The sequence below is a fragment of the Streptomyces sp. NPDC057302 genome (assembly GCF_042667685.1).
Lineage (GTDB): Bacteria > Actinomycetota > Actinomycetes > Streptomycetales > Streptomycetaceae > Streptomyces.
The window spans coordinates 19,021-40,224 of record NZ_JBHUZJ010000046.1 but is presented as its reverse complement, the minus strand read 5'-3'; the positions used below and the strand labels follow the sequence as shown (position 1 = coordinate 40,224).

At 70.8% G+C, this 21,204-nt stretch carries 13 protein-coding genes, 1 tRNA gene and 2 pseudogenes; 14 read left to right on the top strand and 2 right to left on the bottom strand.

Annotation, left to right across the window (positions count from 1 at the left end; genetic code table 11):
- Nucleotides 1-99: 99 nt before the first annotated feature.
- The 3 genes and pseudogenes from ACFUPX_RS27845 to ACFUPX_RS27835 all read left to right on the top strand — a co-directional run.
- Nucleotides 100-312, top strand: a complete 213-nt coding sequence (locus ACFUPX_RS27845; protein ID WP_383328313.1) for a DUF4244 domain-containing protein — start codon at nucleotides 100-102, stop codon at nucleotides 310-312.
- Nucleotides 299-691, top strand: coding sequence for a TadE family type IV pilus minor pilin (locus ACFUPX_RS27840; RefSeq protein WP_383328310.1), 393 nt, complete (start codon nucleotides 299-301; stop codon nucleotides 689-691). The genes ACFUPX_RS27845 and ACFUPX_RS27840 overlap by 14 nt, the downstream gene beginning before the upstream one ends.
- Before the next feature lie 74 nt (nucleotides 692-765).
- Nucleotides 766-981 (top strand): annotated as a pseudogene (locus tag ACFUPX_RS27835) (Rv3654c family TadE-like protein); the annotation flags it as partial.
- Between the two features lie 294 nt (nucleotides 982-1,275).
- Here the strand turns inward: ACFUPX_RS27835 and ACFUPX_RS27830 are convergent.
- Entirely contained in the window at nucleotides 1,276-3,729 is a 2,454-nt protein-coding gene (locus ACFUPX_RS27830; protein ID WP_383328307.1) for a DEAD/DEAH box helicase, read from the bottom strand.
- An 80-nt stretch (nucleotides 3,730-3,809) separates the two neighbouring features.
- Here ACFUPX_RS27830 and bldG point away from each other — a divergent pair, with 80 nt between their 5' ends.
- The 11 genes from bldG to ACFUPX_RS27775 all read left to right on the top strand — a co-directional run bounded on the left by bldG (nucleotide 3,810) and on the right by ACFUPX_RS27775 (nucleotide 20,148).
- On the top strand, nucleotides 3,810-4,151 hold the full coding sequence (gene bldG / locus ACFUPX_RS27825) for an anti-sigma factor antagonist BldG (RefSeq protein ID WP_003975386.1): 342 nt from the start codon (nucleotides 3,810-3,812) through the stop codon (nucleotides 4,149-4,151).
- Nucleotides 4,152-4,264: 113 nt separating this feature from the next.
- Nucleotides 4,265-4,702 carry an ATP-binding protein gene (locus ACFUPX_RS27820; protein ID WP_383328304.1) on the top strand — a complete coding sequence of 146 codons (438 nt, stop codon included), beginning with the start codon at nucleotides 4,265-4,267 and terminating at the stop codon, nucleotides 4,700-4,702.
- 290 nt (nucleotides 4,703-4,992) lie between these two features.
- The gene (locus ACFUPX_RS27815; protein WP_383328301.1) at nucleotides 4,993-7,401 is read left to right on the top strand and encodes a sodium-translocating pyrophosphatase; all 2,409 of its coding nucleotides are present in this window, start codon (nucleotides 4,993-4,995) and stop codon (nucleotides 7,399-7,401) included.
- Between the two features lie 198 nt (nucleotides 7,402-7,599).
- On the top strand, nucleotides 7,600-8,181 hold the full coding sequence (locus ACFUPX_RS27810) for a small secreted protein (protein WP_383328298.1): 582 nt from the start codon (nucleotides 7,600-7,602) through the stop codon (nucleotides 8,179-8,181).
- Nucleotides 8,182-8,363: 182 nt separating this feature from the next.
- On the top strand, nucleotides 8,364-9,902 hold the full coding sequence (locus tag ACFUPX_RS27805; protein ID WP_383328295.1) for a methyltransferase: 1,539 nt from the start codon (nucleotides 8,364-8,366) through the stop codon (nucleotides 9,900-9,902).
- Between the two features lie 304 nt (nucleotides 9,903-10,206).
- A complete protein-coding gene (locus tag ACFUPX_RS27800; RefSeq protein ID WP_383328292.1) occupies nucleotides 10,207-10,404 on the top strand; it encodes a hypothetical protein in 198 nt (65 codons plus the stop codon).
- Nucleotides 10,405-10,679: 275 nt separating this feature from the next.
- Nucleotides 10,680-13,511, top strand: coding sequence for a type I DNA topoisomerase (gene topA / locus ACFUPX_RS27795; protein ID WP_383328289.1), 2,832 nt, complete (start codon nucleotides 10,680-10,682; stop codon nucleotides 13,509-13,511).
- A gap of 109 nt (nucleotides 13,512-13,620) precedes the next feature.
- Nucleotides 13,621-16,839: a dTMP kinase gene (gene tmk, locus ACFUPX_RS27790; RefSeq protein WP_383328286.1), complete on the top strand. Its 3,219-nt coding sequence runs from the start codon at nucleotides 13,621-13,623 to the stop codon at nucleotides 16,837-16,839.
- A gap of 232 nt (nucleotides 16,840-17,071) precedes the next feature.
- Nucleotides 17,072-18,277, top strand: a complete 1,206-nt coding sequence (locus ACFUPX_RS27785; RefSeq protein ID WP_383328283.1) for a DNA polymerase III subunit delta' — start codon at nucleotides 17,072-17,074, stop codon at nucleotides 18,275-18,277.
- A gap of 148 nt (nucleotides 18,278-18,425) precedes the next feature.
- A complete protein-coding gene (locus tag ACFUPX_RS27780) occupies nucleotides 18,426-19,973 on the top strand; it encodes an alpha/beta hydrolase (protein WP_383328280.1) in 1,548 nt (515 codons plus the stop codon).
- A gap of 101 nt (nucleotides 19,974-20,074) precedes the next feature.
- Nucleotides 20,075-20,148, top strand: a tRNA-Thr gene (locus ACFUPX_RS27775).
- A gap of 47 nt (nucleotides 20,149-20,195) precedes the next feature.
- Here the strand turns inward: ACFUPX_RS27775 and ACFUPX_RS27770 are convergent.
- Nucleotides 20,196-20,513 (bottom strand): annotated as a pseudogene (locus tag ACFUPX_RS27770) (tyrosine-type recombinase/integrase); the annotation flags it as partial.
- Nucleotides 20,514-21,204: the final 691 nt, after the last annotated feature.

Sequence of the window (21,204 nt, the reverse complement as noted above, 5' to 3'; positions counted from 1 at the left end):
CCCGACGGCTGACCGGCTGGACGGGCGAGTAGCTGGACGGCGTCCGCGCGAGGCGTGGCCGCCGCGACCTGAACGAACTGAAATTACACGGGGGTTGAGATGTGGGGACAGTGGGGACAGCTGTGTGCGCGGGCGTCGCGGTGCAGGGCGCGAGCGGTGCGAGGGGACGCGGGGATGGTCACTTCGGAGTACGCGATGGGTCTCATCGCAGCGGTGGGGTTCGCCGGACTGCTCTACAAGGTGGTGACGAGCGGGCAGGTCAGGGCGGCGCTGCAGGCGGTCGTGGAGAAGGCGCTCGATGTCCAGTTCTGAGCGGGCGCGGGGCGGTCGACGCCGCCGCGGGGACCAGGGGTTCGTGACGGCTGAGGCGGCCGTGGTGCTGCCCACGCTGGTGCTGTTCACGATGGCCCTGGTCTGGGCTCTGCTGGCCGCGTCCGCGCAGATCCAGTGCGTGGACGCGGCACGGGCCGGGGCGCGGGCGATGGCCCGGCAGGACCCCGAGAGCGCGGCCGTGGAGGCGGCTCGGCAGGCGGCGCCGCGTGGCGCGTCGGTGGCCGTGCGGCGGGACGGCGACCTGGTGCGGGTGGAGGTCGTGGCGGACTCGCCGGGGCCTGGCGCACTGGGGCTCGGGCTGCGGCTGCGGTCGGAGGCGGTGGCGTCGGCGGAGGAGACGGCGGGGGTGGGCGCGTGAGGCGGCGGACCGGGTCGCGGACCGCCGGGGCCGCGTCGGACCGGGGAGCGGCCACGGTGTGGGTCGTCGTCGTGATGGCCGTGCTGTGCGTGGTCTGCGGCGCGGTCCTCGCGATGGGGCAGGTGATCGTCGCCCGCCATCGCGCGGGCGGTGCGGCCGACTTGGCGGCCCTCGCGGCGGCGGACCACTGGATGGAGGGCCGTGCCGGGGCGTGTGCCAGGGCCGGCCGGGTGGCCGAGGCGCAGGGGGCGCGCATCGTGCGGTGCGCGGTGCGCGGCGAGGTCTCGGATGTCACCGCCACGGCCGGCCTCGGCCCGTTCGTGACGGAGGTCAGATCCCGGGCGGGCCCGGCGGGACCGGTCGCTCCGGAGCCGGAGCCGGAGCCAGAGCCGGAGCCGAAGCCGGTAGCGGCGGCTGAGGCGCGCGTCGGGTGGCGGGCGGCCGGGGGGTCGGTGCGAGCCGCCGGAGGGCTGCGAGGCCCCGCTGAAGCGGCTGCCGGGCGTCGTACGAAGCCCGAGGTGAGGGCGGGGCGCTCTGCCGCCGGACGGAGGGGCGCAGGCCCCCCTGCGGTCGGCGGCTGCGCCTCAGGGGGCGGGTGCGTCCTTGAGCAGGGTGGAGAGGAGGCGGACGGCGCCGCGTTTGTGCAGGGGGTCGTTGCCGTTGCCGCACTTCGGGGACTGGATGCAGGAGGGGCAGCCGGCCTCGCACTCGCAGGAGGCGATGGCCTGGCGGGTCGCGGTCAGCCATTCGCGGGCCGTGTGGAAGGCCCGCTCGGCGAAGCCCGCGCCGCCCGGGTGGCCGTCGTACACGAAGACGGTCGGCAGGAGCGTGTCCGGATGCAGCGGCACGGAGACGCCGCCGATGTCCCAGCGGTCGCAGGTCGCGAAGAGCGGCAGCATGCCGATGGACGCGTGCTCGGCGGCGTGCAGGGCGCCACCGAGGATCTCCGGATTGACGCGGGCGGCGTCGAGTTGGTCCTCGGTGACCGTCCACCAGACCGCACGGGTGCGCAGGGTGCGGGGCGGCAGGTCCAGCTTGGTCTCGCCGAGGACCTCGCCGGTGATCAGCCTGCGGCGCAGGAAGGAGACGACCTGATTGGTGACTTCGACGGAGCCGTAGCAGAGGCGGCCGGAACCCCAGGGGATCTCGGTGTCCGTCTCCAGGACGGAGATGGCCGTGGTGTCGCGGGCGGTCGTGGAGTACGGCGGTCCGGCTTCCTCGACCAGGGCCACCGAGTCCTCCAGGTCAAGGCGCCGCACGAGATACGTACGGCCCTGGTGGAGGTGGACCGCGCCCTCGTGGACGGCGCTGTGCGCGGCGGACGCGTCGACGGTGCCGAGCAGCCTGCCCGTGCCCTCCTCGACGATCTGGATGGGCTTCCCGCCCTCGCCGCGGATGTCGGCGAGATCGGCGGCCCGCTCCCTGCGGGTCCAGTGCCAGGCCTTCGTGCGCCGACGCAGCAGCTTCGCGGCCTCCAGCTGCGGGAGCAGTTCTTCGGTGGCCGGGCCGAAGAGGGCCAAGTCGTCGTCCGTGAGCGGAAGTTCGGAGGCCGCCGCGCAGAGGTGGGGCGCGAGGACGTACGGATTGTCGGGGTCGAGGACCGTCGACTCCACCGGCTGCTCGAACAGCGCTTCGGGGTGGTGGACCAGATACGTGTCCAGCGGGTCGTCGCGGGCGACCAGGACGGCCAGCGCGCCCTGCCCGGAGCGCCCGGCCCGGCCCGCCTGCTGCCAGAGCGAGGCGCGGGTCCCCGGATAGCCGGAGATGATCACGGCGTCCAAGCCGGAGACGTCCACGCCGAGTTCGAGGGCGGTGGTGGCCGCGAGGCCGAGGAGTTCGCCGGAGTGCAGGGCGCGCTCAAGGGCTCGGCGTTCCTCGGGGAGGTATCCGCCCCGGTAGGCGGCCACGCGGCGGGCGAGGGAGCGGTCGACCTCGGAGAGGCGCTCCTGGGCGATCACCGAGATCAGCTCGGCGCCGCGCCGGGAGCGTACGAAGGCGACCGAGCGCACGCCCTGGACGGTCAGGTCGGTCAGCAGGTCCGCGGTCTCGGCGGTGGCGGTGCGGCGGACGGGGGCGCCCTTTTCGCCGTGGAGTTCGGTGAGCGGGGGTTCCCAGAGGGCGAAGACGAGCTCGCCGTGGGGCGAGGCGTCGTCGGCGACCTCCTTCACGGGAAGTCCGATGAGGCGTTCCGCTGAGGCGGCGGGCTCGGCGGAGGTGGCGGAGGCGAGGAGGAAGACGGGATCGGAGCCGTAGCGGGCGCAGAGGCGGCGCAGGCGGCGCAGCACCTGGGCGACGTGCGAGCCGAAGACGCCCCGGTAGGTGTGGCACTCGTCGATCACGACATAGCGCAGGGCGCGCAGGAAGGAGGACCAGCGAGGGTGGGAGGGGAGTATCCCGCGGTGCAGCATGTCGGGATTGGTCAGCACGTAGTTGGCGTACTGACGTACCCATTCGCGTTCTTCGACGGGGGTGTCGCCGTCGTACACGGCGGGGCGGATCGCGTTGCCGAGGGGCGCCGCGAGCTCGCGCACGGCGCGGCGCTGGTCGGCCGCCAGGGCTTTCGTCGGGGCCAGGTACAGCGCGGTGGCGCCGCGGCCGTTGGGGGCCTCGGAGCCGTCCAGGAGGGCCGAGAGGACGGGGGTGAGGTAGGCCAGCGACTTTCCCGAGGCGGTGCCGGTGGCGACGATGACCGATTCGCCGTCCAGGGCGTGCTCGGCGGCGAGTGCCTGGTGGGCCCAGGGGTGCTCGATTCCGGCCGACTGGACCGCGGCGACGACTTCCGAACGGATGCGATCAGGCCAGACTGCATATCGTGCCTCGCGCGGGGGCAAGTGCTCCGTATGAGTGACGCGCGAAGCACGGCTCGGCCCCGCGGTCAGCCGGTCCAGGACCGTCCGTGGAGACGTGCGTATCGGGGCGCCCGTGGAGGGTCCTCCAGGCGGAGAAATGTTGGCCATCGGCACCGAGTGTGTCACTGGCGGGATGGACAATGGTCCCAAGGCGTCGTGCACGCCTACCGGTAAGTGATTGAATGCCATTGCGGCTGGCGATCCGTCCTGGGGGCTCTGCCGAGGTGTCCCGAGGGATGACCGCTCGATAGCAAGGTGCTGGAGGATCCGTGGACCTGTCCCTGTCGACCCGTACCGTCGGCGATCGTACGGTCGTCGAGGTCGGTGGCGAAATCGATGTATATACCGCGCCCAAGTTGCGCGAACAGTTGGTCGAGTTGGTGAACGACGGCAGTTTCCACCTGGTCGTCGACATGGAGGGCGTGGACTTCCTCGACTCCACCGGACTCGGCGTGCTGGTTGGCGGACTGAAGCGGGTGCGTGCCCATGAGGGCTCGCTGCGCCTGGTCTGCAACCAGGAACGCATTTTGAAGATCTTCCGCATCACCGGCCTGACCAAGGTGTTCCCCATTCACACCTCGGTCGAGGAAGCGGTCGCGGCCACCGACTGAGAGCCGGATGCTCCGGGCCGGCTGCTTGTTCGGCCCGGGGGTGGCAGAACAGCAGGGGACCGGGCCCTCGGCCCGGCCCCCTGACAGCACGCGCGTATGTCCGAGGGGGATGCATGGCCACCGTTGAACTCCGCTTCAGCGCGCTGCCCGAGCACGTCAGGACCGCCCGGCTCGTGGCGGCGGCGGTCGCGCGCAGGGCCGGAGTGGACGAGGCCGTTCTCGACGAGGTCAGACTCGCCGTCGGCGAGGCCTGCACCCGCGCCGTCGGGCTGCACCAGAGCAACGGCGTATCGGCGCCGGTGCGTGTCGCCCTGATCGAGGACGAGAAGCAGTTCTCCATCGAGGTCGGCGACGAGGCTCCCCACGCGACGTCCGGCGACCGGCAGCCCGGATCGGGGCCCGGCACGGGCGAGGATCTGGACGCCGAGGGCGAGGACGAGATGGGTCTCGCCGTCATCAGCGGCCTCGTGGACGACGTGGAGGTCACGTCGGGCGAGGGCGGCGGTCTCATCCGGATGACGTGGCCGACGCCTCCAGTGCCCCTTCTCTGACCCGTAGAGCGCCCTTTGGGCGACGCGACAGCGGTACCAAGGTCTTGCTCCCGACCCGGGAGCAGGGCCTTTTTCCTTTGTGGATCATTGCCTCGGTCAATTGCCTTGGGACTTCCGGCCGTCGTCAACGGTTTTGGGGCATTACCGCTTTCGGGGTCAGTCTGCGGTCGCGATCATTTGCTGGGGAGCAATCTCGAGCCAATTCCGTTTGCGGCGCTCTGTTTTGATCAGGTTCCGCTCCCTACAATCCGTCCACATCTTGAGCTCACCCCAGGCGTCAAGGAGGACGAATGGCGGGGCTTTCTACCCCTCATCAGTTTGACCACACCTCAACCTTCGCAGCAGCAGTACTGACCGACGACAACCGCCTCATCGTGATGGTCATCGCGGCCGTCGCGGTCGCGGCCCTCGCGGTCGCCTGGGTGCTGGTACGCCAGGTTCTGGCGGCCACCGAGGGCACCGACAGCATGAAGAAGATCGCGAAGGCGATCCAGGAGGGCGCCAATGCCTACCTCGGCAGGCAGCTGCGCACTCTCGGTGTTTTCGCCGTCGTGGTGTTCTTCCTGCTCCTGCTGCTGCCGGCAGACGACTGGAATCAGCGCGCCGGCCGATCGATCTTCTTCTTGATCGGTGCGGTGTTCTCGGCGACCACCGGCTATATCGGCATGTGGCTCGCCGTACGCAGCAATGTTCGTGTGGCGGCAGCCGCACGAGAAGCCACGCCCGCGGAAGGTGAACCCGAAAAGGATCTCACCGCTGTTTCGCACAAGGCCATGAAGATCGCTTTCCGCACCGGCGGCGTCGTCGGCATGTTCACGGTGGGGCTCGGACTTCTGGGCGCCTCCGCTGTCGTGCTGGTCTACGCGGCCGACGCGCCGAAGGTCCTCGAGGGCTTCGGCCTCGGGGCGGCGCTGATCGCGATGTTCATGCGTGTGGGCGGCGGCATCTTCACCAAGGCCGCCGACGTCGGCGCCGACCTGGTCGGCAAGGTCGAGAAGGGCATTCCGGAGGACGACCCGAGGAATGCCGCGACCATCGCCGACAACGTGGGCGACAACGTCGGCGACTGCGCGGGCATGGCCGCCGACCTCTTCGAGTCCTACGCGGTGACCCTGGTCGCCGCGCTGATCCTCGGCAAGGTCGCGTTCGGCGACGCCGGACTCGCCTTCCCGCTGATCGTTCCGGCGATCGGCGTCGTGACGGCGATGATCGGGATCTTCGCGGTGGCGCCACGGCGCTCCGACCGCAGCGGGATGACCGCCATCAACCGCGGGTTCTTCATCTCGGCGATCATCTCGCTGGTGCTCGTGGCCGTGGCGGTCTTCGTCTACCTGCCGTCGTCCTACGCCGACCTGGACGGCGTCACGGACGCGACGATCGCGGGTCACGCCGGCGATCCGCGCGTTCTCGCCGTCGTCGCGGTCGCGATCGGCATCGTCATGGCCGCGCTGATCCAGCAGCTCACCGGCTACTTCACGGAGACGACCCGGCGCCCGGTGCAGGACATCGGCAAGACGTCCCTCACCGGCCCGGCCACCGTCGTCCTCGCCGGAATCTCGATCGGGCTCGAATCGGCCGTCTACACCGCGCTCCTGATCGGGCTCGGCGTGTACGGGGCGTTCCTGCTCGGCGGTACGTCGATCATGCTCGCCCTGTTCGCGGTGGCGCTCGCCGGTACCGGCCTGCTCACCACGGTCGGCGTGATCGTCGCCATGGACACCTTCGGTCCGGTCTCCGACAACGCGCAGGGCATCGCCGAGATGTCCGGTGACGTCGAGGGCGCCGGCGCGCAGGTCCTCACCGACCTGGACGCCGTCGGCAATACCACCAAGGCCATCACCAAGGGCATCGCCATCGCCACGGCCGTTCTCGCGGCCGCCGCGCTCTTCGGCTCGTATCGCGACGCCATCGCGACCGCGGCCAAGGACGTCGGCGAGAAAATGGGCGACGGCGCTCCCATGAACCTGGTGATGGACATCTCGCAGCCCAACAACCTGGTCGGTCTGATCCTGGGCGCCGCGGTCGTCTTCCTCTTCTCGGGGCTTGCGATCAACGCGGTGTCGAGGTCGGCCGGAGCGGTGGTCTACGAGGTGCGGCGGCAGTTCCGCGAGCACCCCGGGATCATGGACTACTCCGAGGAACCGGAGTACGGGCGCGTCGTCGACATCTGCACGAAGGACGCGCTGCGCGAGCTGGCCACGCCAGGTCTGCTCGCCGTGCTCACGCCGATCGCGGTCGGCTTCTCGCTCGGCGTCGGCGCGCTCGGCTCGTTCCTGGCGGGCGCGATCGGCACGGGCACGCTGATGGCGGTCTTCCTCGCCAACTCGGGCGGTGCCTGGGACAACGCGAAGAAGCTCGTCGAGGACGGCCACCACGGCGGCAAGGGCAGTGAGGCCCATGCCGCGGTGGTCATCGGCGACACCGTCGGTGACCCGTTCAAGGACACCGCGGGCCCGGCGATCAACCCGCTCCTGAAGGTGATGAACCTGGTGGCACTGCTGATCGCGCCCGCGGTCGTCCAGTTCAGTTACGGGGATGACGCGAGCGCAGGGGTCCGGGCGGTGATCGCGGTGCTCTCGATCCTGGTGATCATCGGCGCGGTGTACGTGTCCAAGAGGCGAGGCATCGCCGTGGGAGACCAGGAGGAAGGTGGTGCGGAGCGAGTAGGTAACTCGGCTGACCCGGCCGTGGTTTCGTAACACCGGGTCAGACTCTGCCCAACACACGGGCGGGCGGCGCGTTTTGACGCGGCGTCCGCCCTTTGTGCGCCCGGTGAATCTCTCGTGAGCCTTCTCTCGCGCTCTCTGCTTGGTGCAAATGGCTTCAATAGGGGTGGTACCGGGCCCCCGGCATGCGGTTGTAACCCAGTTGGCGTGTAAGTTCCGGGGCCGAGAGCCATGGAAGGGACCAATCCGGTGAACAAGAAGCTTGCAGCCGCACTGTCCGGCGGTGCGGTACTGGTACTGGCGCTGTCGGGCTGCAGCGACGACGGCAACGAGAAGCTGGACTCCTGGGCCAAGGACGTCTGTGACTCGGTCCAGCCGCAGTCGAAGAAGATCGCGTCGGCCAATGCCGCGATCCAGAAGGAGACCTCGGACAACAGCTCGCCGGAGGACGTCCAGAAGACCGACTCCAAGGCGTTCCAGGACATGTCCGACGCCTACAAGGCGATGGGCGCCGCGGTGAAGGACGCGGGCGCCCCGCCGGTCGACGGCGGTCAGAAGAAGACCGACGACGCGGTCAAGGAACTGAACGCCATCTCCAAGTCGTACGGCGACCTGAAGAAGAAGGTCGACGGCCTGGACACCAAGAACCAGGCGGACTTCGCGGACGGCCTGAAGACGGTCGCCGGGGAGCTGGACAAGCTCAGCAAGAGCGGCAACGAAGCCCTCGAGAAGCTCCAGGAGGGCGAGGTGGGCAAGGCGATGAGCAAGCAGGACAGCTGCAAGTCGGCCAGCGCCACGCCTTCCGCCGCCTAGGGGTTGCCCCTCCGCTTTGCCCGCTGCCCTGGAGCCTTGGGGAAGACCCCCGGCGCCGGGGCAGCGGTGTGTCCAGCTGTGCCCGGCGGCTTTGGGGGACTGTGCCCACCCGTTCCGCCGTGCGGAACGCCTGCCCACAGCAGGGGACGGCTAGTACCGGCGTATCGGGTCACAATGAGGGGGTGAGTACTGCTAGCACCCCCCTGCCCTCGTCCGATCGTGCCGACGTCCTGGCCCAGTTGCGCGAAGCCCTCCTGGCGGCCGACTTCACCGCCGACGGGCTGCTGGAGCTGCTCGGGGCGCCCGCCTACACGGCGCTCGCGCGCAGCGAGACCGTTCCCGCGCTGCGGGCCACCCGTGGCGAAGGGCCGCTGGAGACGCTCGTACGGCTCTTCCTGTTGCAGCGCTCCGTGCCGCACGCGCGCGTGGCGGCCGTTTTGCCGGTCGGCCCCCTACAGGAGAGCGGTTGGCTCTCCGCGGCGGACGGCGAGGGTGCGCTGAAGGCGACGGTGGACGTGCGGCCCTACGGCGGACCGAGCGGCGAGGACTGGTTCATCGTCTCGGACCTGGGGTGCGCGGTCGGTGGCGCCGGCGGCATCGGCAGCCATGACGAAGGGGTCGTACTCGGCGTCGGCGGCGCGTCCATGACGCTCGCCGGGCTCACCGTGCGCACACCGGTGGCCGCCGCTCTGGACCTCGGCACCGGCTCCGGGATCCAGGCGTTGCACGCCGCGCACCACGCGACCCGGGTGACCGCGACCGACCTCAACCCCCGGGCCCTGCACATCACACGGCTCACCCTCGCCCTGTCGGGTGCCCCCGACGCGGACCTGCGGGAGGGCTCCCTCTTCGAACCCGTGGGCGAGGAGACGTACGACCTGATCGTGTCCAATCCGCCCTTCGTGATCTCGCCCGGGGCGCGGCTCACCTACCGCGACGGCGGGATGGGCGGGGACGATCTGTGCCGGTCGCTCGTTCAGCAGGCGGGGGAGCGGTTGAACGAAGGGGGGTACGCGCACTTCCTCGCCAACTGGCAGCACGTGGACGGCGAGGAGTGGACCGAGCGGCTCCGGTCCTGGGTGCCGCGCGGGTGCGACGCGTGGATCGTGCAGCGCGAGGTGCAGGACATCACGCAGTACGCCGAGCTGTGGCTGCGGGACGCCGGGGACCACCGGACGGATCCGCAGGAGTACGCGGCGCGGTACGACGCGTGGCTCGACGAGTTCGAGGCCCGCAAGACGCACGCGGTCGGATTCGGGTGGATCACGCTGCGCAAGACAGGAGCGGGCGCCGGAGCCGGTGCCGTCGAGCCGTCCGTGACCGTGGAGGAGTGGCCGCACCCCGTCGAGCAGCCGCTGGGCGAGACGGTGCGGGAGTTCTTCGCGCGCCAGGACTTCCTGCGCACGCACGACGACGCCGCGCTGCTCGCGGGGCACTTCAAGCTCGCGGACGAGGTCGTGCAGGAGCAGGTCGGGCTGCCCGGAGCCGAGGACCCGGAGCATGTCGTGCTGCGCCAGCACCGCGGGATGCGGCGGGCCACCAAGGTGGACACCGTGGGCGCCGGATTCGCCGGTGTGTGCGACGGGACGCTGAGCGCGGGGCGGATCCTCGACGCGATCGCCCAACTGGTCGGGGAGGACCCCGTATTGCTGCGGGACCGCACGCCCGCGCAGATCCGGCTCCTCGTCGAACAGGGATTCCTGGTGCCGGTCGCTTCGTAGGGACGCCGAGCGGCGGCCACCGGGCCGTTGGCGGTACGCGTACGGCGTGTCTCGTACGTTTCGGGGACATCGGTCCCTCGTTGTGGGTGGGATGGATGGGCGTCGGCGCCCGCTGGACGTACATCGAGAAGCTGGACTGTGCGAACTGTGCGAACCGGCTCCGGGGCGACCAGATCCAGTCGAGTTGGGGCGGCACCGGCCGGTGATTCGGGCCGGGCGCCCGCCGTTAACCCGGGGTTCGCGCCCCGGCTTCCCGGGCGTGCCAGGTTTCCGAGCCGGGAACTCAACTCGGGGAGGCAATGCCATGGAGAGCGGACCAGCGATCTTCGCGGGCACGGTATTCGCGCTGTTCGGAGCGGGGCTGCTGCTGTGGACCGGGGCGCGCGTGGCACACCGCGCGCCCGTCGCCGACGGTGTGAGCCCCGTCGCATCGGCGACACTGGCGGCGATCGCCGGATCGGGCGCACTGGTGCTCGGAGTGTGGTGTTTCACTCGGCTCTGACCGGAAGCGGCCGGTGGCCGCGGGGCGCGTACGGGCCGAAGGCCCGGCGTCGGCGCCGAGGCGGTGGTGAACCCGGTGGTGAAAGGGCGGGTCGCCACTCCGGGCGGCAGGAATGGCGGTAGTCGGGTTACCGTTCGAGTGGCCGTTGCGGGCTTTTCCCGTTTGACACGGGGGCGGGATGTACCGTCACACTCCGCAGCGTCAGCGCAACGCAAGCGCACCGAGCGAGGCCACGCAGCACGGCCACCGAGTACCGACCGGAGAGAAGAGCGAAGTTGTCCCCGACCAGCGAGACCGCAAAGGGCGGCCGCCGACTCGTCATCGTCGAGTCGCCTGCCAAGGCGAAGACGATCAAGGGTTACCTCGGCCCCGGCTACGTAGTCGAGGCGAGCGTCGGGCACATCCGCGACCTCCCCAACGGCGCGGCGGAGGTCCCCGACAAGTACACCGGCGAGGTGCGCCGGCTCGGCGTGGACGTCGACAACGACTTCGAGCCCATCTATGTCGTCAACTCCGACAAGAAGGCACAGGTCAAGAAGCTCAAGGACCTGCTGAAGGACTCCGACGAACTCTTCCTCGCCACCGATGAGGACCGCGAGGGCGAAGCCATCGCGTGGCACCTCCTCGAGGTCCTGAAGCCCAAGGTCCCGGTCAAGCGCATGGTGTTCCACGAGATCACCAAGGCCGCGATCCAGGAGGCCGTCGCCAGCCCCCGCGACCTCAACAAGCGCATGGTCGACGCCCAGGAGACCCGCCGCATCCTCGACCGTCTCTACGGCTACGAGGTCTCGCCGGTCCTGTGGAAGAAGGTCATGCCGCGCCTGTCGGCGGGCCGCGTCCAGTCCGTGGCGACCCGCCTCGTCGTCGAGCGTGAGCGCGAGCGCATCGCCTTCCGCTCCGCCGAGTACTGGGACCTGACGGGCACCTTCGGCACCGGCCGCACCGGTGACGCGTCCGACCCCTCGCAGCTGATCGCGCGCCTCACCACGGTCGACGGCAAGCGCATCGCGCAGGGCCGCGACTTCAACTCGGTCGGACAGCTCAAGTCCGACACGCTGCACCTGGACGAGACGAACGCCCGTTCGCTCGCCGCGGCGCTGGAGAACACCCGGTTCGCGGTCCGCTCCGTCGAGTCCAAGCCCTACCGCCGCTCTCCGTACGCGCCGTTCCGTACGACGACGCTCCAGCAGGAGGCCAGTCGCAAGCTCGGCTTCGGCGCGAAGGCCACGATGCAGGTGGCCCAGAAGCTGTACGAGAACGGCTTCATCACCTACATGCGTACGGACTCCACGACGCTGTCCGACACGGCGATCACCGCCGCACGCGCCCAGGTCACGCAGCTGTACGGCAGCGACTACCTGCCGGACAAGCCCCGCACGTACGCCGGCAAGGTCAAGAACGCGCAGGAGGCGCACGAGGCGATCCGCCCTTCGGGTGATCGTTTCCGCACGCCCGCCGAGACCGGTCTGACCGGCGACCAGTTCCGGCTCTACGAGCTGATCTGGAAGCGGACCGTCGCCTCCCAGATGAAGGACGCGGTCGGCAACTCCGTCACGGTCAAGATCGGTGGCACGGCCGCCGACGGCCGCGACGCCGAGTTCAACGCGTCCGGCAAGACCATCACCTTCCACGGCTTCATGAAGGCCTACGTAGAGGGCGCGGACGACCCGAACGCCGAGCTCGACGACCGCGAGCGCAGGCTCCCGCAGGTCAGCGAGGGCGACGCGCTGTCCGCCGACGAGATCTCGGTCGACGGCCACGCGACCAAGCCGCCGGCCCGCTACACCGAAGCCTCGCTGGTCAAGGAGCTCGAAGAGCGCGAGATCGGCCGCCCGTCGACGTACGCGTCGATCCTCGGCACGATCCTCGACCGCGGCTACGTCTTCAAGAAGGGCACGGCCCTGGTGCCCTCCTTCTTGTCGTTCGCCGTCGTCAACCTCCTGGAGACGCACTTCGGGCGGCTCGTCGACTACGACTTCACCGCACGCATGGAGGACGACCTCGACCGCATCGCGCGGGGCGAGGCCCAGGCCGTGCCGTGGCTGAAGCGGTTCTACTTCGGCGAGGGCGACGACGCGGGCGCCGCCTCCAGCGCGGGCAACGGAGACGGCGACCACCTCGGCGGGCTCAAGGAGCTGGTGACCGACCTGGGCGCGATCGACGCCCGGGAGATCTCCTCCTTCCCCGTCGGCGACGGCATCGTGCTGCGCGTCGGCCGCTACGGCCCGTACATCGAGCGCGGCGAGAAGGACGCGGAGGGCCATCAGCGCGCCGACGTGCCCGACGACATGCCGCCGGACGAGCTGACCGTCGAGTACGCCGAGGAACTGCTCGCCAAGCCGAGCGGTGACTTCGCGCTCGGCACCGACCCCACGTCGGGCCACGAGATCATCGCCAAGGACGGCCGCTACGGCCCGTACGTCACCGAGGTGCTCCCCGAGGGCACCCCGAAGACCGGCAAGAACGCGGTCAAGCCGCGGACGGCGTCGCTCTTCAAGTCCATGTCACTCGACACGGTGACGCTCGCGGACGCCCTGAAGCTGATGTCCCTGCCGCGCGTGGTCGGGGCGGACGCCGAAGGCGTGGAGATCACCGCGCAGAACGGCCGCTACGGCCCGTACCTGAAGAAGGGCACGGACTCGCGGTCCATCGAGACCGAGGACCAGCTCTTCAACATCACGTTGGAAGAAGCCCTCGCGATCTACGCCCAGCCCAAGCAGCGCGGGCGGGCCGCCGCCAAGCCGCCGCTGAAGGAGCTCGGCGAGGACCCGGTCAGCAAGAAGCCGGTCGTCGTCAAGGACGGCCGCTTCGGTGCGTACGTCACGGACGGCGAGACGAACGCGACGCTGCGGGCCTCCGACAGCGTGGAGGACATCACTCCCGAGCGGGGCTACGAACTGCTCGAGGAGAAGCGGGCGAAGGGTCCGGCCAAGAAGACCGCCAAGAAGGCGGCGAAGAAGGCCCCGGCCAAGAAGACCGCGGCCAAGAAGACGGCCACCAAGAAAACGGCCGCAAAGAAGACGACGGCCGCGAAGAAGACCACTACGAAGACAGCGGCCGCCAAGAAGACGGCTGCTTCGGCCGCGCAGGCGTCCGACTCCGAGTAGGCAGCCGCGTACGTGGCCTCGTGCCGCGCTGTGAATGTGTGAACCGAAGGGGCGCCCGTTTGTTCGGGCGCCCCTTCGGAGTGTCACACCGTGCGGATAGGCTGGACGGATGACGCGTGCCGAGCAGCCAACGGTCGGAAACCCGGCCCCCGACGACGCCCTGGTCGCAGATTCCCGAGAGCGTGCTGTCCGCGCCTTGCTGCGCGTACCGCAGTTGAAGCGCCTCTGGAGCGCCCAGCTCGTCGGAGGTGTCGGCGATGCACTCGCCCTCCTTGTCCTCGTGGTCCTCGCGCTGCAAGCGGCCATCGCGGAGGGCGCGTTCGGGGGCGGCTATCGAGGGGTCGCGTTCGCGGTCACCGCTGTCTTCGGGGCACGCGTTCTCGCGACGCTCCTCTTCGGGGCGGTGCTTCTGGGGCCGCTGAGCTCGATCACCTCACCGGACGGGCCGCTGGACCGGCGCTGGACGATGCTCGTGGCGGACGGCCTGCGGGTCGGGCTGCTCATCGTCGCGCCGCTGTGGATCGACTGGACGCCGGACAACGCCCTCGCGATGCTCCTCGTCACCGCCTTCGTGATCGGAGTCGCCGAGCGCTTCTGGACGGTCTGCCGGGAGAGCGCGGCGCCCGCGCTGCTGCCCGCGCCGCCCCTGGAGGGCGCGACGGTGCGGCCGCTGCCGGACCACATGGACGCACTGCGGCGCCTGTCGCTGCGTACGGGATTCGTGGCGCTGCCCCTCGCGGCCGCCGCGCTCGTCGCCGTCACCCTGGTCGGGAACCTGCTCGGCGCCGGACTCGACTGGTTCGAGGTGCACCAGGCCGGACTGGGCTCGTTCGTGGCCGCGGGCCTCTTCGCGGCCTCGCTTTCGATCGTCTACTTCCTCGAACTTCCCGCCACGCAGACGCCACGCGCGCGTAGCCCGCTCGAAGGACTGCGCAGGCCGCGCACCGGCAGCGGCACCGACAAGGGCCGCACCGGCGCGATCCCGCTGCTCGTCGCCGCCTGCGCCGCGATCGCGGGGGCCGTCGCGGCCTCCGTGGCGGTCGCCGTGCTGCACGCCAAGGACCTGGACGGCGGGCCCGTCACGTACGGCCTGATCGTCCTCGCGCTGACCGGCGGCACCGCCGTCGGCATCCGGACCTCGCCGTCCCTGCTGCCCACGCTCCCGCGCCGCCGGCTGCTCGCGCTCGCGATCGCCCTCACCGGTGTCGCACTGCTCGCCGCGGGCCTCGTGCCCGACGTGACGACCGTGCTGCTGCTCCTGGTGCTCACCGGCGTCGCCGCGGGCGTCGCCGCGCACACCGGGCACGCGCTGCTCGACCAGGAGGTCGAGGAGTACCGCAGGGCGCGCACGACGGAACACCTCCAGGCGGTCGTCCGCCTCTTCGTCGCGCTCGGCGCGCTGGTGGCCCCCGTGGTCGCGGCGGCCATCGGGCCGCACCGCTTCGTCAACGGCAAGTTCGTGTTCGACCACGGAGGCGCCGCCTTCACGCTGATGCTGGTGGGCGCGCTGCTCCTGCCGGTGGCCGCGCTGGTGCTCGCCAAGATCGACGACCGGCAGGGCGTTCCGCTCCGGCACGACCTGCGGGACGCGCTGCGCGGCGGCGACGACCCGGCGCAGGGGATCGCGGCCACGGGCTTCTTCATCGCCCTGGAGGGCGGCGACGGCGCGGGCAAGTCGACGCAGGCCGAGGCGCTCGCCGAGTGGATCCGGGCCAAGGGCCACGAGGTCGTCGTGACGCGCGAGCCGGGAGCCACGCCGGTCGGCAAGCGGCTGCGGTCGATCCTGCTGGACGTGTCGTCGGCCGGTCTCTCGCACCGCGCCGAGGCACTTCTGTACGCCGCCGACCGCGCGGAGCACGTCGACACGGTCGTACGCCCGGCCCTTGAGCGGGGCGCGGTCGTCATCTCCGACCGGTACATCGACTCGTCCGTGGCGTATCAGGGCGCGGGGCGCGATCTGTCCCCGACCGAGATCGCCCGCATTTCGCGCTGGGCGACGGATGGGCTCGTGCCGCATCTGACGGTGCTGCTCGACGTGTCTCCGGAGGCGGCCCGCGAGCGCTTCACGGAGGCTCCCGACCGCCTCGAGTCGGAGCCCGCCGAGTTCCACACGCGCGTGCGGTCCGGTTTCCTCACCCTCGCCGCGGCCGACCCGGGCCGCTACCTGGTGATCGACGCCGCTCAGGAGCCGGAGGCGGTCACGACCGTGGCCCGGCACCGGCTCGACCTGATGCTGCCGCTCTCCGAGGCCGAGGTGAAGGCGCAGGAGGAGGCCCGCAAGGCCGCCGAGGAAGAAGCGCGCCGCAAGGCCGAGGAAGAAGCCGCGCGCAAGGCCGAGGAGGAGCGGGTCGAGCGCGAGCGCCAGGAGCAGCTCGCCAAGCTCCGCGCCGAGGAGGAGGAGCGCAAGCGCCGCGAGCTGGAGGAGGCGCAGCGCCGCGAGGCCGAGCGCCAGGCCGAGGAGGCCAGGCAGCGCGCCGAGGAAGCCAAGCGCAGGGCCGAGGAGGAGCAGGCGCGACTGCTCGCCGAGGAGAAGGTGCGCGCGGCCGAGGAGGCGCGGCGCCGCCGCGAGGAGGAAGAAGAGGCCCGGCTTCGGGCCGAGGCCGAGGCGCGGCGCGTCGAGAAGCAGCGCAAGGCCGAGGAGGCGCTGCTGCGGGCCGAGGAGGCGCGGCGGCTGGCCGCGGCTTCGGCGGCTGCCGCGGCTGCTGCTTCGACGGCTTCCACGGCGGTTGCCGCGACCCGGGCGGCTTCGGCTCCGGCTCCGGCGAAGACTCCGGCACCGGCTCCGAAGCAGACTCCGGCTCCGGCTCCGGCAGCGTCCCCTTCGGATGCCGTGCCGGACAACGAGACGACGGTTCCCACTCCCATGGTGAAGCCGGGTGCGCCCGCGCCGAGTACGCCCGCGCCGAGTACGCCCGCGCCTGGTGCCCCCGCTCCTGGTGCGGCCGACGAGACCGCGGTGCTCCCGCCGGTGCGGGACACGACCGGCTCGGAGGAGACCGCCGAGGTGCTGCGGCAGCCGGAGGTCCCCGGTGCGGCCGACGAGACCGCGGTGATTCCCGCCGTACAGGAGGACAAGGTGCCCCCGGGGTACTTCCGCGACGAGCGCCCGGAGCCCTCGCCGGACGGGGGCGGCAACGACCGGACCCGTGAGCTGCCCCAGGTCGATGAGCAGGGAGCTCCTCGGCAGCGGCCGCGCTCGGACTGGGCGGAGGAGACTCCGCTGGACGATCTGCCTTCGCTGGCCGACGAGTTGCTGGGGGAGCCGGAGGACGAACAGGACGGCCGGGGCCGAGGCCGTGGCCGTGGCCGAGGGCGCGACGGACGCTGAGCCCAAGGTGGCAGGAACGCCCGCCCGCAGTGGGCGGGCGTTTCTGCTGCCCTTGGCGGGAGCGGGGCCGCGAGGCGGGCGGGAGCGGCAGCCGAGCCGGCCCGCGTTGTCAGTGGCGTGCTCCACAATGAATTCGACAGGGCGAAATGGCGGCGCGAAGTGACGGCGCGGCGTGATGGAGCGACGTGACGGCGCGCAGTGCGACGCAGGTGCAGGGCGGAGGCGGTGACCTATGACCGTATGGGACGACCTGGTGGGCCAGGAGCGGGTGAGTGAGCAGCTCGGCGCCGCCGCACGGGACGCCGACACGCTGGTCACCGCCGTGGCCACGGGCGCTCCGCGGCCCGAGGCGTCGAAGATGACGCACGCCTGGCTCTTCACGGGACCGCCCGGCTCCGGACGGTCCACCGCCGCCCGCGCCTTCGCCGCCGCGCTCCAGTGCACCAGCCCGGACCGCGCGCTCGGCGGCGCCCCCGGCTGCGGCTTCTGCGACGGGTGCCACACGAGCCTGGTCGGCACCCACGCCGACGTCGAAGTCGTGCGTACGGACCTGCTGTCCATCGGCGTCAAGGAGACCCGCGAGCTGGTCAGGCGGGCCCAGATGTCCCCCGCGGGCGGCCGCTGGCAGGCCATCGTCCTGGAGGACGCCGACCGCCTCACCGAGGGCGCGGGCAACGTCCTGTTGAAGGCCGTGGAAGAGCCCGCCCCCCGCACCGTATGGCTGCTCTGCGCGCCCTCCCTGGAGGACGTGCTGCCCACCATCCGCTCCCGCTGCCGCCATCTGACGCTGCGTACGCCTCCGGTGGACGCCGTCGCGGACGTACTCATCCGGCGTGACGGCATCGAGCCGGACGTGGCCGCGGCCGCCGCGCGCGCCACGCAGGGGCACATCGGCCGCGCCCGCCGCCTCGCGACCGACCCGCGGGCACGCGAGCGCCGCGCCGCCGTGCTCAAGCTGCCCCTGCGGGTGGAGGACATCGGCGGCTGCCTCAAGGCCGCGCAGGAGCTGATCGACACCGCGGGCGACGACGCGAAGCAGGTCGCCGAGGAGGTCGACGTCAAGGAGACGGACGACCTGAAGGCGGCGCTCGGCGCGGAGAAGGGCGGCCGGATGCCGCGCGGCACGGCGGGCATCATGAAGGAGCTCGAGGACCGGCAGAAGCGCCGCAAGACCCGCACCCAGCGCGACAGCCTCGACCTCGCGCTCATCGAGCTGACCGGTGTCTACCGAGACGTGCTCACCCTGCAACTGGGCTCCCGCGTGGCCCTGGCCAACACCGAGGTGATCGACATGCTGGAGCGCCTGGCGCGCGGCACCTCACCCGAGTCCACCCTGCGCCGCATCGAGGCGATCGGCGCCTGCCGCACCGCGCTGGACCGCAATGTGGCGCCGCTGCTCGCGGTCGAGGCGATGGCGGTGGCGCTGCGGGCGGGCTAGGCGCCGTCCGGCGCGGGGAGAGCTCGGGGGCGGCCGGCCCGCGGGATGGACGTGCCCCGATGGACGTGCCCCGCCCCCCGGGGTTGACGGAGTCACCCATACGGGCACCTTGCGTCACCATCCCAACGCGTAGCGTTACGCTCACGTGATGCGCATCAGAGGACTCCGCACCCCCGCGACCGTGTTCTTGGCCGCCGGACTGCTCATTTCCGGCTGCTCGGCCGGGAGCTCGACGGCGGACGCGTCCATGGCCGCGCTGCCCCGCGCCACCCCGGAGAAGCTGTCCCCCTACTACGGACAGAAGCTGAACTGGCGCGAGTGCGGCGTCCCCGGCTTCGAGTGCTCCACGATGAAGGCGCCGCTGGACTACGCGAAGCCCGACGGCCCGGACATCAAGCTCGCCGTCTCCCGGAAGAAGGCCACGGGTCCCGGCAAGCGCCTGGGCTCGCTCCTGGTCAACCCGGGCGGCCCCGGCGGCTCGGCGATCGGCTACCTCCAGTCGTACGCGGCCCTCGGTTACCCCGAAGAGATCCGCGCCCAGTACGACATGGCCGCCGTCGACCCGCGCGGCGTGGCCCGCAGCGAGCCCGTCACCTGCCTCAACGGCAAGCAGATGGACGCGTACACGCAGACGGACATCACACCGGACGACCAGGCCGAGACCGCCGAACTGTCCGACTCCTTCAAGAACTTCGCGAAGGGCTGCGAGAAGCACTCCGCCGAGATGCTGCCGCACGTCTCCACGGTCGAGACGGCCCGCGACATGGACATCCTGCGCGCCGCGCTCGGCGACGAGAAGCTGAGCTACGTGGGCGCTTCGTACGGCACGTTCCTCGGCGCGACGTACGCCGGGCTCTACCCGGACCGCGTCGGACGCCTGGTCCTGGACGGCGCGATGGACCCCTCGCTGCCCGCCCGCCGGATGAACCGCGACCAGACGGAGGGCTTCGAGACGGCGTTCCAGTCGTTCGCGAAGGACTGCGTGGGCCGGTCGGACTGCCCCCTGGGCACGGAGAGCGAGGAGGACGCGGGCAAGCGGCTCAAGTCCCTCTTCGGCGACCTGGACCGCACGCCGATCCCCGCCGGCGACTCCGACGGCCGCAAGCTCGGCGAGGCGCTCGCGACGACGGGCGTGATCGCCGCGATGTACGACGAGGCGGCCTGGCCCCAGCTGCGCACGGCGCTGACCGCCGCGATCAAGGAAAAGGACGGCGCGGGCCTCCTCGCCCTCTCCGACAGCTACTACGAGCGCGACGGCGACGGAACGTACGCCAACCTCATGTTCGCCAACGCCGCCGTGAACTGCCTCGACCTGCCCCCGGCCTTCAACACGGCGGCCGAGGTGAAGAAGTCGCTCCCGGACTTCGAGAAGGCGTCCCCGGTCTTCGGCGAGGGCCTGGCCTGGGCCTCGCTGAACTGCGCGTACTGGCCGGTGAAGGCGACGGGGGAGTCGCACCGCATCGAGGCGGAAGGCGCGGCCCCGATCGTCGTGGTCGGCACCACCCGCGACCCGGCGACCCCCTACCGCTGGGCCGAGTCCCTGGCCGACCAGCTCTCCTCCGGCAAGCTGCTCACCTACGAGGGCGACGGCCACACGGCGTACGGCCGCGGCAGCAAGTGCGTGGACTCGGCGATCAACGAGTACTTGCTGAAGGGCAAGGCCCCCGAGGACGGAAAGCGCTGCTCACAGGGGTGATGCGGGGCCCGGTGCCGCACACACCGGGGGTGTACGAAGCACTCCTGGAAACTGTGTAGACTTGGCGTCGCTGCTGATCGCACCATAGGTGCGGGACGCGTGCCGCCTTAGCTCAGATGGCCAGAGCAACGCACTCGTAATGCGTAGGTCTCGGGTTCGAATCCCGAAGGCGGCTCTGTAGAAGCCCCAGGACTCACTCGCCGTGACCTGGGGCTTTTGCTTTTAACGGATGCGGCGACGTAGCCGAGCACGGGCGGCGCGGCGGTCGGCGGTCTCAGTTCTGGTCTCAGTGGGGCCCGCAGACGGGGGAGCGAAGAACTCTCCCATGCGCCGCATCGCGTCCTTCGAGAGGTGTGATCTGCCCATCACATAGCGCCTCGTCTGGCTGATCTGGGTGTGCCGCAGGATCTCCATGATGGTGGGCATGTCGACGCCCAGCTCGTTCAGGATGGTGCCGGCAGTGTGGCGGCTCCCGTCGTGCAGGCGGCGGTCGTCGATCCCTGGTTCCTTGAGGTCGGCGCGCGGGGTGGGAGGGCGTCCGGTTCACCGCTGCTGAGTTCCTCCGAGAGGTTCACCCCGAGGGCTCTATCTCAAGGCAGATTTGGGCTAGTTCGCCTATCCATCGGTCACGGCGCGGGCACGGTGGACGCCATGGCTACCGAATAGGGGCAAACGGGAGCGCTGCGTGCCGGGGTCGGGTCGGAGAGCGTTGCGAAAGGCCGATTTCGAGCTGCTGGACCAGGCGGAGCCAGCCTGACGACCCGATGGGGTGAGAGTGACGGACGCCACATGCTCGGATTCAGTGGGGCAGGGTGTCGCCTCGACTGCCTCAGGCGTCGTAGTTGTTCTCCTCACCCTCGGGCCCCACTCTGCCGCGCCGGTCGCAGGTGGACACTCGCACGAGGAGCCTCAACAGCGCCTGCTCGGCCAGGACTTCGCAGGTCACCCCTCCGATGGGCAGGTGGTGTGCAACTCAACTACCTGTCAAACGACCATTTATGAACGGAGTTGGTCGCGAGTGTGGCCTTGAGCGGGCCTATGTCGTAGGTGGGACCCGGTAAGCTCGTCCCAACATCTTCTCTCGTGGCGTATTCGCGATCGGTTGACCCGATCGGGGCCGATCGACCCCGCGGCCGAGAGGAGGTGTAGCGCGTGGAAAGCCCGCCGGATGGCGGGGAGCGAAACAACCGGAAAGTCGCACGGAAGGTCTTCGGTTGGCTGACACTCCAGG

Coding starts and splice junctions, on each gene's coding strand:
- ACFUPX_RS27845 (WP_383328313.1), top strand. CDS start 100: ATGTGGGGACAGTGGGGACAGCTGTGTGCGCGGGCGTCGCGGTGCAGG.
- ACFUPX_RS27840 (WP_383328310.1), top strand. CDS start 299: ATGTCCAGTTCTGAGCGGGCGCGGGGCGGTCGACGCCGCCGCGGGGAC.
- ACFUPX_RS27830 (WP_383328307.1), bottom strand. CDS start 3,729: ATGGCATTCAATCACTTACCGGTAGGCGTGCACGACGCCTTGGGACCA.
- ACFUPX_RS27820 (WP_383328304.1), top strand. CDS start 4,265: ATGGCCACCGTTGAACTCCGCTTCAGCGCGCTGCCCGAGCACGTCAGG.
- ACFUPX_RS27815 (WP_383328301.1), top strand. CDS start 4,993: ATGGCGGGGCTTTCTACCCCTCATCAGTTTGACCACACCTCAACCTTC.
- ACFUPX_RS27810 (WP_383328298.1), top strand. CDS start 7,600: ATGGAAGGGACCAATCCGGTGAACAAGAAGCTTGCAGCCGCACTGTCC.
- ACFUPX_RS27800 (WP_383328292.1), top strand. CDS start 10,207: ATGGAGAGCGGACCAGCGATCTTCGCGGGCACGGTATTCGCGCTGTTC.
- tmk (WP_383328286.1), top strand. CDS start 13,621: ATGACGCGTGCCGAGCAGCCAACGGTCGGAAACCCGGCCCCCGACGAC.
- ACFUPX_RS27785 (WP_383328283.1), top strand. CDS start 17,072: ATGACCGTATGGGACGACCTGGTGGGCCAGGAGCGGGTGAGTGAGCAG.
- ACFUPX_RS27780 (WP_383328280.1), top strand. CDS start 18,426: ATGCGCATCAGAGGACTCCGCACCCCCGCGACCGTGTTCTTGGCCGCC.